The sequence below is a fragment of the Mesorhizobium huakuii genome (genome assembly GCF_014189455.1).
GTDB lineage: Bacteria > Pseudomonadota > Alphaproteobacteria > Rhizobiales > Rhizobiaceae > Mesorhizobium > Mesorhizobium huakuii_A.
In genome coordinates this window covers 4,140,182-4,153,128 of sequence record NZ_CP050296.1, presented here as the reverse complement: position 1 = coordinate 4,153,128, position 12,947 = coordinate 4,140,182, and the positions used below count along the sequence as shown (strand labels likewise).

9 protein-coding genes are annotated in these 12,947 nt (G+C 64.9%); 2 read left to right on the top strand and 7 right to left on the bottom strand.

All coding sequences use genetic code 11. From position 1 onward, the window contains the following. The first annotated feature begins 44 nt into the window (after window positions 1-44). Window positions 45-1,868: a phosphogluconate dehydratase gene (gene edd, locus HB778_RS20285; RefSeq protein WP_183456402.1), complete on the top strand. Its 1,824-nt coding sequence runs from the start codon at window positions 45-47 to the stop codon at window positions 1,866-1,868. A gap of 59 nt (window positions 1,869-1,927) precedes the next feature. Here the strand turns inward: edd and HB778_RS20280 are convergent, their stop codons facing one another. The 4 genes from HB778_RS20280 to HB778_RS20265 all read right to left on the bottom strand — a co-directional run bounded on the left by HB778_RS20280 (window position 1,928) and on the right by HB778_RS20265 (window position 8,435). After that, the gene (locus HB778_RS20280) at window positions 1,928-3,601 is read right to left on the bottom strand and encodes a vWA domain-containing protein (RefSeq protein ID WP_183456400.1); all 1,674 of its coding nucleotides are present in this window, start codon (window positions 3,599-3,601) and stop codon (window positions 1,928-1,930) included. A gap of 171 nt (window positions 3,602-3,772) precedes the next feature. After that, a complete protein-coding gene (locus HB778_RS20275; RefSeq protein ID WP_010914105.1) occupies window positions 3,773-4,792 on the bottom strand; it encodes a GlxA family transcriptional regulator in 1,020 nt (339 codons plus the stop codon). Window positions 4,793-4,799: 7 nt separating this feature from the next. Further along, window positions 4,800-5,699, bottom strand: coding sequence for a bifunctional methylenetetrahydrofolate dehydrogenase/methenyltetrahydrofolate cyclohydrolase FolD (gene folD / locus HB778_RS20270; protein WP_183456398.1), 900 nt, complete (start codon window positions 5,697-5,699; stop codon window positions 4,800-4,802). Window positions 5,700-5,882: 183 nt separating this feature from the next. After that, complete coding sequence (locus HB778_RS20265; RefSeq protein WP_183456396.1) at window positions 5,883-8,435, bottom strand: GumC family protein; 2,553 nt, start codon at window positions 8,433-8,435, stop codon at window positions 5,883-5,885. A gap of 198 nt (window positions 8,436-8,633) precedes the next feature. On the opposite strand from HB778_RS20265, the gene HB778_RS20260 reads away from it, so the two are divergent. Continuing rightward, entirely contained in the window at window positions 8,634-9,929 is a 1,296-nt protein-coding gene (locus HB778_RS20260; RefSeq protein ID WP_183456394.1) for a lipopolysaccharide biosynthesis protein, read from the top strand. Between the two features lie 37 nt (window positions 9,930-9,966). On the opposite strand, the gene HB778_RS20255 is transcribed toward HB778_RS20260, so the two are convergent. The 3 genes from HB778_RS20255 to HB778_RS20245 are packed head-to-tail and all read right to left on the bottom strand — an operon-like array spanning window position 9,967 to window position 12,850. Continuing rightward, on the bottom strand, window positions 9,967-10,890 hold the full coding sequence (locus HB778_RS20255) for a DUF6492 family protein (RefSeq protein ID WP_183456392.1): 924 nt from the start codon (window positions 10,888-10,890) through the stop codon (window positions 9,967-9,969). Next, entirely contained in the window at window positions 10,887-11,681 is a 795-nt protein-coding gene (locus tag HB778_RS20250) for a WecB/TagA/CpsF family glycosyltransferase (protein WP_183456390.1), read from the bottom strand. The genes HB778_RS20255 and HB778_RS20250 overlap by 4 nt, the downstream gene beginning before the upstream one ends. After that, a complete protein-coding gene (locus tag HB778_RS20245; protein ID WP_183456388.1) occupies window positions 11,678-12,850 on the bottom strand; it encodes a glycosyltransferase family 4 protein in 1,173 nt (390 codons plus the stop codon). Before HB778_RS20245 ends, HB778_RS20250 begins: the two co-directional genes overlap by 4 nt. Between the last annotated feature and the right edge of the window lie 97 nt (window positions 12,851-12,947).

Here is a 12,947-nt window from a genome sequence, read left to right as displayed (position 1 = left end):
GCGGGAGGATGTTTCCGGGACCTCGCCTGAAAGGACCGACCGCCATGACCGCAAGACGCGACATCGAAGCCATCACGGAGCGCATCCGCCAACGTTCGAAGGCTGGCCGCGAGCGCTATCTCGGCCGCATCGCTGAGGCGTCGAACCAGACCGCCAACCGGTCGGTTCTGTCCTGCGGCAACCTCGCCCACGGCTTTGCGGTGTGCAGCCCCTCGGAAAAACTGGCGCTCGGCGCCGACAAGGTGCCCAATCTCGGCATCATCACCTCCTACAACGACATGCTGTCGGCGCATCAGCCCTTCGAGACCTACCCTGCCGTGATCAAGGAAGCGGCGCGCGAGGCTGGCGGCATCGCCCAGGTAGCCGGCGGCGTGCCGGCGATGTGCGACGGCGTCACGCAGGGCCAGCCCGGCATGGAGCTGTCGCTGTTTTCGCGCGACGTCATCGCCATGTCGGCGGCGGTCGGCCTATCGCACAACATGTTCGACGCCGCGGTCTTTCTCGGCGTCTGCGACAAGATCGTGCCGGGACTGGTGATCGCGGCACTGACCTTCGGCCATCTGCCGGCGGTGTTCATTCCAGCCGGACCGATGACGACAGGCCTGCCGAACGATGAAAAAGCCAAGGTCCGCCAGCTCTATGCCGAGGGCAAGGCGGGACGCGCCGAACTCCTGGAAGCCGAGTCCAAATCCTACCATGGGCCGGGCACCTGCACCTTCTACGGCACGGCGAACTCCAACCAGATGCTGATGGAGATCATGGGCCTGCACACGCCGGGCGCATCCTTCGTCAATCCCGGCACGCCGCTGCGCGAGGCCTTGACCCGCGAGGCGACGAAGCGGGCGCTGGCGATCACCGCGCTCGGCAACGCCTATACGCCGGTCGGGCGGATGATCGACGAGCGCTCGATCGTCAACGGCGTCGTCGGCCTGCACGCCACCGGCGGCTCGACCAACCACACCATCCACCTGATCGCGATGGCGGCGGCGGCCGGCATCGCACTGACCTGGCAGGATATTTCCGACCTCTCGGAAGCGGTGCCGCTCCTGGCGCGGGTCTATCCGAACGGGCTTGCCGACGTGAATCATTTCCATGCCGCCGGCGGGCTCGGCTTCCTGATCCGCGAATTGCTTGACGAAGGCGTCCTGCACGAGGATGTGCAGACGGTGTGGGGCGAAGGCCTGCGGCCTTACGCCGTCGAGGCAAAGCTCGGCGCAGATGGCTCCGTGGTGCGCGAGGCATCGCCGCAGGCCAGCGGTGACGAAAAGGTGCTGGCGCCGTTCCACAAGGCGTTCCAGCCGACGGGCGGCCTGAAAGTGCTGGCGGGCAATCTCGGCCATGCCGTCATCAAGACCTCCGCCGTCAAGCCGGAACGGCGCCTCATCGAGGCACCGGCCAAGGTGTTCGACAGCCAGCAGGGCCTGAATGATGCCTTCAAGGCGGGCACGCTGACCGGCGATTTCATCGCCGTCATCCGCTTCCAAGGGCCGAAGGCCAATGGCATGCCGGAACTGCACAAGCTGACCACCGTGCTCGGCATCCTGCAGGACCGTGGTCAGCGCGTCGCGCTGGTCACCGACGGGCGCATGTCGGGTGCCTCCGGCAAAGTGCCGGCGGCGATCCATGTGACACCGGAAGCAGTCGAGGACGGGCCGATCGCCAGGATCCATGACGGCGACATCATCCGCCTCGACGCCGATGCTGGAACGCTGGAGGTGTTTGTCTCGGCTCCTGAATTCGCGCTTCGCCGTACAGCGGAAGCCGATCTCATCGGCAATGAGTTCGGCTTTGGCCGCGAGCTTTTCGCCGGCTTCCGGCAGTTGGTGGGCCGTGCCGACCATGGCGCCAGCGCCTTCGGAACGGCTTGAGCTCTCTGATTTCCGAATGAAAAGGGCGGCCTTGAGCCGCCCTTTTGCCTGTCCTGATGCTACTGGACTTTGAGCTCACTCCGCTCGCCGGCCTTGACCGTGAAAGGGGTTTCCTTGTCGGCCTTGTCGGTGGTGAAATTGGTCACGAGCACATAGTCGCCCGCCGCCAGCGTGGTCTGCATCTTCTCTCCATAGGCGTAGGTCACCTGCTTGCGCTCGCCCTGGATATTCTTCTTGGCTTCAAAGATCTTGAAGCCGTCAGCGCCTGGCGCATCGACAGCCAGGACGCCGGCGTTCAGCGTCACGTTGACATCGGTCATCTGCCCGACCGTCACGCTAAAAGGCTGTTCCGTGGACACGGCCTGCACATCGACGCCCATCACATAGTCACCCGGAGGCAGATCGAACTGGCTGTCGGGTCCGTAAGCGTAGGTCACCTGATCGCGGGAGCCATCGAGCTTCTTGGCGGCCTTGTACACCTTCCAACCCACATCGGTTTCGGCCTTCTCACCGCCCTGGGTGTAGAAGGCGTTGGCCTTGGCCTTGCCGACGCCGACGATGATGTCCTTGTCGACGACCTGGCCGGCGACTAGTTGCATGGTCTCGCTTGCCTCGCCGGCCCCCAGCTTCACGGTAACCTTGGTCTCGCCGGCCGGGACGACGTAGTTGACCTCGCCGTAGTTGGCGTCGGACGTGCCGCCGGGATAGGCGATGCTGATCTGCGCATTGCGGTCGACTTCGGCCCCCGGCGCCGGCCGGGCGTGGATCGACAGCTCCGCGGCGTTTAGATTGAGCGCAAGCTCCGTTGCCTTGTCCGCCGTCAGCGTGACCTTCTGCTGCGCCTTGGCGGCACCACTCGAGGCGACGACGATGTAGTTGCCAGCGGGAACGTGGAATTTGACAGAGTTGTAGCCGTCGTTGACATGGTCTCCACCGACACCCTTGGCATCGTCCGGAAAGACCTCATAGTAGACGTCGATCTTCGGCACCTCGCCGCCCTCTTTCAAGAACGCCTGGGGGATGAGATTGTAGTCGACCTCGGCCGCTTTCGGCGCGGGCGCCGGTGCTGGTTCGGGAGCCGGGGCTGGTGCCGGCGCAGGGGCTGGTGCGGGCGCGGCGACGGTCTCGACCAGCGCTTCCTGCAGCGCCTTCTCGTCTGAGGCCTGGATGTACTTGCCGCCGGTGTTTTCAGCCAGACAGGCGATCTGCTTGCCTTCATCGGCGGTCAATCCGAAGCCGACGACGTCGGCGGTGAAGTCGACGCCGGACGCTTCGAGTTCCTTGCCGAGCGCACAGGGGTCGCCACCGCAGGTTTCGAGCCCGTCGGTGATGAGGACGACGGTCGCCTTGTCCTCGGTGTATTTCAGCGCTTCGGCTGCCTGCTTGACCGCCGCCGTCAGCGGCGTCTTGCCGAGGAATTTCAGACTGTCAGCGGCATCCGTGATGGCGCTCGCCGAGCCCGCCTGGGGCGGCACGATCAGCTGGATGTCGTCGCAGCTGCCTTTTTCGCGATGGCCATAGGCCATGAAGCCGATCTCATCGTCGGCGGGAACCGATTGAAGCACGGTCCTCAGCGATTCCCTGGCGATTTCGAGCTTGGGCTTGCCGTCGATCTGCGCCCACATCGAGCCGGAAGCATCGAGAATGATGATGACCTTGTTTGCGGCAAAGCCGAACGTCGTCATGAAAAACAGGAGGATCGCCGCAGCGACGCCCCGCGCAAGTACCGCCATCGAAATCTCCTGAGTTAGCCCCCTCATCCGCATAGGGAAGCTATTTGACGCGACGTCAGGACACAAGCCCGGGCGCGCCGCCATGTCGCTCAGGTGTTTGAGCGGTGACAGAGTGTTCGTGCAGGAAGATCGCCCGCAGCGGGCGTCTCCGAGCCTAGAACGGAGTCCAGATCAATAGGTGGTGCGGCGCTCTTCCGAGGGCGGCCTGCCGAACTGCAGCCGGTAGCTCTGGGCAAAATAGGAATGCGAGGTGAAGCCGGTCGCGATCGCCACGTCGAGGATCGGCATGTTGGTCTGGCGCAGCAATTCGCGTGCCCGCTCCAGCCGCAACCGCATGTAATAACGGCCGGGCGTGACATTGAGGTGGCGCAGGAAGAGGCGCTCCACCTGGCGCACCGAAAGTCCGGCCGATTTGGCGAGCTGCACCGCCGAGAGCGGCTCGTCCAGGTGGTCGGCCATTAGTTCGACGATGCGCCTGAGCTTCTCCGACTTGCCGGTCAGGTCGCGCTCCGGCCCGACGCGCTGGCGGTCGCCGGCCGAGCGGATGCGCTCGTGCTGGAACTGGTTGGCGACGCCATTGGCGAGGTTCGAGCCGAAATCGCCACGCACGATCTCCAGCATCAGATCGATCGAGGTGGTGCCGCCGGCGCAGGTGTAGCGCTTGCGGTCGATCTCGAAGACATTGCCGGTGCAGTTGATGTCGGGGAAGCGCTCCATGAAGCCGGCGCGGTTTTCCCAATGGATGGTGCAGCGGTAACCGTCGAGCTGTCCGGCCTCGGCCAGCAGATAGGACCCGACCGACAGCGCGCCAAGCGCATTGCCGCGCCGGCCCCAGCTGCGCAAGGCCGCCAGAACCTTGCTCTTGCCGGGAAATTCGGTCGTCAGGCCGACCGAAACGAACAGGATGTCGACCGGCGGCAGGTCGGCGACGGCATAGTCGATCTTAAGCGGCAGGCCGTTGGATGCCATCACCGGATCGCCGTCGGCCGACACCGTGGTCCAGCCATAGAAATCGCGGCCGAGCAGGCGGTTCGCCGAACGGAAGGTGTCGATCGCGGCGGCGAGCGAGAACATGGAAAACTTGTCGACCAGCAGAAAGGCGAACTGCCGGCCACCTTGAACGGGATCTGTCGTGACCGGCCGTTCCGGGGAAATGGTGGGGTTCGGCAAAACTGGCGCTTTCAGGGTCAACCCGGGCTCAGAAGGAGGGCCGCTTCAATCCGGCCGCAAGGTAGGCAGAAGCTAACGTATTGGCCATCAGCATGGCAATGGTCATCGGCCCGACGCCGCCGGGCACCGGCGTGATGGCGCCGGCTTCCTTGGCCGCCTCGGCATAGGCGACATCGCCGACGAGGCGCGACTTGCCCTCGCCCTTCTCGGGCGCCGGAATGCGGTTGATGCCGACATCGATGACGGTGGCGCCGGGCTTCACCCAGTTCCCCTTGATCATCTCCGGCCGGCCGACGGCGGCGACAAGGATGTCGGCCGTGCGGGCAAGCGCCGGCAGGTCCTTCGTGCGGCTGTGGGCGATGGTGACGGTGCAGTTGGCGGCAAGCAGCAGGTTGGCCATCGGCTTGCCGACGATGTTGGAGCGGCCGACGACGACGGCGTTGAGGCCGGACAGGTCCTTGCCGCGCACGCGCTCGATCAGAAGCATCGAGCCGGCGGGCGTGCAGGGAACGAAGGCGGTGTCGAGTTCGCCGGTGCCGAGCTTGCCGACATTGATGAAATGGAAGCCGTCGACGTCCTTCTCCGGTGCGATCGTCTGGATGATCTTGCCGGCGTCGATATGGGCGGGCAGCGGCAGCTGCACCAGGATGCCGTTAACCCCCGGATCGGCGTTGAGGTCGCCGATGATCTTGAGCAGCGCCTCCTCGGAGGTCTCCGCCGGCAGCGTGTGCTGCAGCGAATGAAAGCCGCATTCCTTGGCGGTGCGCGACTTGGAAGCGACATAGACCTGGCTCGCCGGATCCTCGCCGACGATGACCACGGCCAGACCAGGCTTGGCCTTGCCCTTGGCGACCAGCTCGGCGGTCAGCGTCTTGACCGTCCGCACCACATCCTCGGCAACGCTCTTTCCGTCAATCACTTCGGCCATGAACCATCCTCAACACTGTTTCACCCAACGCCGCTTTCGCGAATAGAATGCCGCGGCGGCGGCACCATGCAGCGCGGCATTGTCACGAAAATTCCGGCACGCAATCCCGCCAAAGCGCCGTCCCATGCCGTTTACGCGAAAACCAGGATGGTTTTGTTCGGCCTCGGCGACGTATCTTGTGGCTCAGAAGTAGCGGCGGCGGGTGCGGCTCTCGGTGAGTTCGCGAACCGCCTCGCGGAATTCGCGCAGGCTGGCGCGAATTTCCTCTATCGGCGCCTGTTCGGCGCTTTCCTCGGCCGGCGAAGGCTCAGCCGGTGGCTGGGCTGGATAGGCCTGCGGTTGCGGCGGAGCGGGCTGCGGCGGATACGGCGTATGCCCAGCATAGGGCGCCGTGGCCTGGGCGTAGGGGCTGCCTGCCGGTGGCGCCTGCCATGGCTGCATCTGCGGATAGCCCGGCTGCTGCGCAGAGGGATAGGGCGGCGGCGGATAGAGCGGCAGCTGTGGCATCAGGGGCGACCGCGATGGCGGCCCCATCGGCTGGGAATAGGCGGCATCGAAGCCTGGCGGGAAAGGCGGCCGCGCATAGTCTGACGGCCGAGGCATGAAGGCGGACTCCGTGTTGGGGACACCCGAGGGCATGACAGCATCCGCCGGCTGCGTGTTTCCACTAAAGGCGGCGAACTCGTCGTCATCCGCCTCTGTGGAGGGTTTGCGGGATACGGCATTGCGCAGCTTTGCCATAAGCGCGGCGATGCGCCCGGGCCGTTCGACGGGAGCGGCTTTGGCCTGTACCACGGGCGGTGGTGGTGCAGGCGGAGGGGGTGGCGGCGCTGGAGGTACCGGTGCGGCCGGCATTGGCGGCGCGGGCGGCGGTGCTGCCCGGAATGCCTGCTCCTCGAGGGGCGCCTTGCGGTCGCGGCGCGAGCGCGATGTCGCGGTCTCGCGCAGGCTTTCATAGGCGCCGCGCATGGCGCCAAGGCCAACGCCAGAGGCAAAGCCGAGCAGCAGGCCTGCAAGTGCCATCAAGGCTCGCGACGGCCCCTTCGCCTCGAGCGGCGCGAAAGCCTTGGAGATCACATTCATGTTGGCGGTGTTGATGTCCTTCTGTTCGCCGGTCTCCTTGGCGCGCAGCAGGTACTGTTCGTAGACGGAGCGCTTGGCGGCGGCCTCACGCTCCAGTTCGCGCATCGACACCAGGTCGTTGTTGACGTCGCCACTACGCACCTTGAGCTGGGCAAGGCGGGAGGAGAGATCCTGCTCGAGTTGGACGGCGCGTTTCAGGTCGACCTGCAGCGAGGAGGCAATGCGGCGCAATTCGCCCGCGATGCGGTCGCGCGCGCCGGCGATCTGTGCGTTGAGCGCCTGGAGTTCGGGATGGCGCGGGCCAAGCCGGATGGCTGCGCGGTCCGCCTCCTGCTTGAGCGTCGCATATTGTGAGCGCAGATCGCTCATCGTGTTGGAGTTGATCTCTTCCGGCAAGGTGCCGGAGAGAACCGAATTGACGTCGATCGAGCGCGCCGAGGCCGCCCTTGCATTGAGCTCCAGCGTGCGGGCGCGGGCGACCGAGAGCTGCTCGTTGAGCTTCAGCATCTCGTCGTCGCTGATCAAATGGCCCTGTGCGTCGACAAGATCATGCGAGGCCCTGAACTCCTCGACCTTGCGCTCGGCCACCTCGACGCCTTTGCGCAGTTCATCGAGCCTTGCCGTCAGTTCGTCGGTTGCGCGGCCCGCCGTGTCGGACTGGATCTGACCAAAGGTCTGCAGAAACACATCTGTCATTGTGTTGGCGATGAGAGCCGATTTCTCGCCGTTCTGCGTGATCGCGCTGACAGTGATGACGAAGGTCTTGCCGCCGCGCTCGACCGACAGGCTTTCGGCCAGATTGCCGACGGCGAGCGCACGCCGGCGGACCTCGTCAGCGCCGCTCGGGCCATCCTGGTGCGGAAGAATCGAACGAATGAGAGACCTGATGCCAAACCCGCCGGCACCCTGGCCGTTGAACTCCGGATCGTTGCTCAGGTTGAGCTTGTCGACGACCTTGTTGAGGACAGTGCCCGAGGTCAGCACCCGGACCTGGTTTTCAACGATGGCGAGCGTGGCATCGGAAGCGACCACATTCTGGGTGAGGTCGCGGTCGGTGAGCTTGAGGTCGCGCGGATCGACGATCAGCTCGGCGGTGGCTTCATATTTCTTTGGCGTCGACAGCGCGATGGCGATGCCGAGCCCGGCACCGATCAGGGTGGTGGTGATGATCAGCAGCTTCGACCTGGCAATGCCGCGCACCACCTGCATCGGATCGATCAGCGGTTTCCATTGCTGGTCGTCCCTGCGATCGCCAGAGGATGTATCCGCTCCGCCCCTATGGCGGGATCCGGACGTGTCATGCGAGCGAGCGCTGCCGGAAGGCTCTTCAGCGGCCTGGCTTGAATACGGCATGGCCGGCGGCAGATCGCCGGCGTCGTCGTCATCCTGTGAGCGCCCAGCGCGATCCTGCGCGGGGGCTTCCGGCTCTGGCCGGAACCGCTCTGTTTCGGCGGCCGACGGATTTGGGTTTGCCCGCGCCTCACGCTGCGAGCGGGCAAGGCGATGGCGCGTGGCGGCGTCCTCGCGCCATGCCGAATCTGCCCGGTCCCCTATCGAGACCAGGGATGGGTCATCCTCACCGCGCATGGCCTGGCCGAGCGCCAGCAAAGAACGCTCGCGCCTCCAGTCTTCACGGTTTTCCCTGTCGACCATTGTCTTGGAGCTTCACTCTTTGGCCGCTGGGCAGCGGCGGTCGGCTATTCCTTAAGTCACGCTAAACAAGCATAGGAAACAAAAGGTTAATTTTGGCCGGCCGGCGGGTAAGCTTTTCATAACCTCAAGCGCTGGAATCTCGGCGCATCAAGGCTCCAGAACGGCACGTTAAGCTTTCCCGCCTATGGCTTCCCAGACATGACCGAAGCTCGCGGCATACCGCAAAGGCGGCCCCTCGCCCGGATCGGCACTTTCGTGGCCGAGCGACGGGGGTTGGTGCGCGACTATTTTTCCGCGATCAGCGGCGCCGGCGGGCGATTGGTGTTTTCGCTGGCCTATTTCATCGCGCTCGCCAACACGCTGTCCATCTCCGAATTCGGCATGTTCGCCACCGCTTCGGCGGCCGGCGTGATGCTGTCGCGGATCCTGGCCTTCGGTTTCATCTCGGCGCTCTACCGCACCGCCACCATCCGCCCCAATCTGATCGGCACCTTCACCGCCGGCTTCCTGCTGCTCGGCATCGTCTCGCTGCCGCTCTTGGCCGCGGCCTCGTTCGGCGTCTACCTGATCTTCTTTGCCGGCACCGTGCCGCTGACGGTGTTTTCGGCGATTGTCTTCGCCGAAGCGCTGCTGTGGCGGCCAGTCGAGGTGGCGCTGATCGTCAACAACGGGCTGGGCAAATTCGGCCGCGCCGCCATACTGGCGATCGTAGCAACGGCATTCCGGGCGCTTGGCGCGGTGCTGTTCATGGTCTCGGCGCAACACAGCATCTGGGCGTGGTCGTGGTTCTATATCGGCGCCAACGCCGCCTCATTGCTTTTGGCTTTCGGCTGGTTCTATCCGCGCCAAAGACTGCGGCTGCGCATCGAACTTTATCTCAGGCGGCTGGCCGATTCCCTCTACGTCGCCGGCGCCGAAATCCTGTTCTACCTGCAATCGGAATTCGACAAGCTGCTGGTGCTGGCGATCGGCGGTCCGCATCTGGCCGGTATCTATGCCATCATCATGCGGCTGGTCGACCTGACGGCGATCCCGATCCGCACCTTCTCGATGATGCTGGTGCAACGCATGATGCGCGCGCCGGACCTGTTGTCGCGGCTGACGGTCAAGAGCGGCATCGAGGGCGGCGTCTTCCTCGTTTCAACGCTGGCGCTGCTGGCGCTCGGCATCGTGCTGCATTTCTTCCCCAACGCGCTTGGCAGGAATGTCTCCGAAGCCGCACCGCTGGTGGCGCTGGCGATCTGCGTTCCGGGATTGCGCAATCTGGTCGAATACCAGGCCGAGCTTCTTTTCGCGCGCGGGCAGACGGCGGTGCGGGCGCTCAATCTCGGCCTGCTCGCCGCATTAAAGGCGCTGCTGTTGACCTATGTGCTGACCACCATCTCCGACACGTCGAGACTGGTGCTGTCGCTCAACATCGTCTTCCTGCTGCTTTATCTTGCCTCGATGCTGCTTACCTATTCGGCGCTGCGCAGGCCGGCCAAGGCGATCTAAATTCAGGTGAGGCCGCTGACCTGAATTCCTGCGCCGGCTAATCCAGCCCGATCAGGCGGCGGATGCGGCCGATATCGGTGCCGATGAAGGATTGCATGCCGATCGCCACCTGCTCCGGCGCCATGCCGGCAACGAAGCGGCGAAACTCGTCATCCGAAAGTGCTTCGCCGGTCCAGTGGACGCGGCAGAATTCCTCCGAACCGTGGAAATGGCCGGCGCCGTCCTGCACATCGTCGACATAGCGGCCATAGATCATGCATTCGGAGAATTTGCGCGCCTGGCCGACCACCTCGACCCAGTCGCGGCCATGCACCTTCTCGATCTGGCCGCACATGGCAAGCACAGTGTCGCGGCGCCAGGCGATCAGCGTCGATATGTAATCGTGGACCGACGTCGGCGACGGGTCGATGCCGAGCGCTGAACCCGCATTGTGCGACCAGATGCGATGCTCGTCGTGACCGTCATCCGCCAGCACGCCGTCGCGGCGGAACAGCCGCGCCTTGCCATCGCGCCAGAAGGCGGTGCAGTCGAACGGCTTGAGGAAAGCAACGTCGGAATCGCAGAAGACCAGAACGTCTTCCCTGGCATGCGCCGCGATGGCAATGCGGCGCAATTGCTGCACGTGCCAACCGCGCAACGGCTGCGTCTTCAGGCTGAGCCAGACACGCCGGCGAAACAGGCTGAGCGGATCGTCGAAAGCGCGCAGCCAGCGCGGCAGCAGGTCACGCTCGTCGACAACCGTGCGCCGGTCTGTCTCCAGCTGACGGAAAAGCGCGACGTCGCGATGTTCGACCAGGATGTAATGGTGCGCGGCACCGGACACATGCCGATCGAGGGTCTCGCACAACAGGCGGCAGCGCTCGAAGTCCGGCGCGTAGCTTGCCGTCACCACCGCTGCTGTCGGCGTCTTCGGCAACAGGCCGGAGACGGCAAAAGCGCCTGGAACGAACCGCCTGTTCAACGGAGCTCTCCGGCCGTTTCGGCTCCACGCGACCATCTTTGTTTGACGACCCGCCACAGGAACACGGGATTGCCGACCACGTAGCGGCGCCAGAGCCGGTCCGGCTCGACCGCCAGGCGGAACAGCCATTCCAGGCGCAGGCGGCGCATCCACAGCGGTGCGCGCGGCACCGAGCCGCTCAGGAAATCGAGCAGCGCGCCGACCGCGACCGGCATCGTGCAGTGGCGCTCATCGATGTGGCGCGCGATCCACAGTTCCTGGCGCGGCACGCCCATGGCGACCAGCAGCATATCGGGCCGCAGCGCCGCGATCCGGCCGATGATCTCCGGCTCCTGCGCGGTGGAGAAATAGCCGTCATGAATGACCACGAAATTGTGCTGCACGGCAAGGGCCGCCAGCTTGACCGACGCCGCCTCGGCGTTAACGCGCGTCGCGCCGAGCAACCCCACGGTCAGCGGCCGTGTAGAGGCCTGCAGGAAGGCCGGCACGAAATCGGTGCCGTTGAGATTGTCCGGAAACGGCGCGCCGTAGAGAAGCTGCGCGGCGAGATCGACGCCGATGCCGTCCGGCAGGATAAGGAAATCGTCGAGCGCCTCGGCGAAGACCGGGTCGGAACAGGCGATGTTGGCATTGTGGGCGTTGAGGAAACTGACCTTGGTGAAGCGCCGCTCGGCAATCAGTCGGTTCAACAGGGCGATCGCATCGTCCCAGCGAATAGCGAGCACCGAAATGCCGAGGATCGTCTTCAGGTTGTCGAGCCCGAAGGCAGCGCGAACGGTGTGCATATTCATGCAAACACCTCCTGCCTGACCGCCCCGAGTTTTTCCAAGCCAAGCCGGATGGCGGCATCGAGCGCCTTGACCTGCTGGCGATGAAAGGCGCTGCCATCGACGTCCCGGACGTTGGCCGCAGCCGCCTCCAGCGCCTTGGCGAAACCGGCCGGATCGTCGGTGACGACACAATTGGCGGGGCGATGGTCGATACCGCGCAGCGAGCGGCTGGTGGCGACCGACGGCAGGCCGAGTTCGAAAGTCTCGATGGTCTTCAGCTGCACGCCGCTGCCGGCGGTGCTGATCAGTGGGATGACGGCCGCGCCGCACACGAAAGCCCTGGCATCCGGGACACGGCCGACAAACTCGACGCCCGGATGCGTCGAGGTGACGCCGGAAGGCATGTGGCCTGCGATGCGGATGCGGAAATCCGGCCGCAGATGCGGCACCACCTTGCCCAGGAACCAGTCAAGGCCGATGCGGTTCGGCTGCCAGGTCCAGGTGCCGATCAAAGCGGCGTCGCAGTCGATCCGGCGCGGGCCGTTCCGGGTTGGCGCTTTGGCGCCGGTCACGAGCGGCAGCACCGCCGAGCGGTCGTGGGAGGCGACGCCGAGCGCCCCGCGGTCTTCCTCGGCCAGCGTGAAGACAAACCGCGCGCAGCGGCAGAGACGCTCTTCCACGATCTCAAGCAGCCTTGCCTCGCGGCGGAACAGCAGGCGCTGGAAGAGACCGCCGGCGGCAGCGGCGTTTTCCCGCGCGGAGAGATGCTCGACATTGTGGGCGACGAAGATCGAAGGCCGGTCTTCGAACAGCTTTTCGAAGGCGCCGGCGAATTGTACGGAATTCAGCACATAGCCATCGAACGGACCGGCCTGTTCGAGAGCGACCTGCACATCGCGGTTGGACACCGTACGCAGCTTGACCGATGCAAAGGTGAAGCCCGAAAACATCGCCTTGCCGACCCAGGCGAGCTTTTGCAGCGCAGAGGCACTTTCGGTGCGGACGTCGATGGCACCCAGCACCACGGTGTTTTCGGGGTCGGCCGCGGCTTTCCCGGGCCAGGTGAAGCCGATCACCGTGACGCGCGCGCCGGCGCGCCGCAAGGCGGCGATAATCGCAGCATTGGCGATCTCGTAGCCCGAGGCGAGAGCGCCGTCGGGCACGATCGATGTGGCGAACAGCAGATGCATCTCACCTATCCTGTGGTGTAGCCGGTAGCAAAGCGCGGTGAACCCTTGATTAAGCGAGCACAATCAACGGCAGAAAGCCCCTGCCTGATGGGCTTCT

Bases quoted from the DNA above. Each gene is read 5' to 3' on its own strand.
- folD (WP_183456398.1), bottom strand. From the start codon at position 5,699: ATGGCCGAAGTGATTGACGGAAAGAGCGTTGCCGAGGATGTGGTGCGG.
- HB778_RS20260 (WP_183456394.1), top strand. From the start codon at position 8,634: ATGACCGAAGCTCGCGGCATACCGCAAAGGCGGCCCCTCGCCCGGATC.
- HB778_RS20280 (WP_183456400.1), bottom strand. From the start codon at position 3,601: ATGGCGGTACTTGCGCGGGGCGTCGCTGCGGCGATCCTCCTGTTTTTC.
- edd (WP_183456402.1), top strand. From the start codon at position 45: ATGACCGCAAGACGCGACATCGAAGCCATCACGGAGCGCATCCGCCAA.
- HB778_RS20250 (WP_183456390.1), bottom strand. From the start codon at position 11,681: ATGAATATGCACACCGTTCGCGCTGCCTTCGGGCTCGACAACCTGAAG.
- HB778_RS20265 (WP_183456396.1), bottom strand. From the start codon at position 8,435: ATGGTCGACAGGGAAAACCGTGAAGACTGGAGGCGCGAGCGTTCTTTG.
- HB778_RS20245 (WP_183456388.1), bottom strand. From the start codon at position 12,850: ATGCATCTGCTGTTCGCCACATCGATCGTGCCCGACGGCGCTCTCGCC.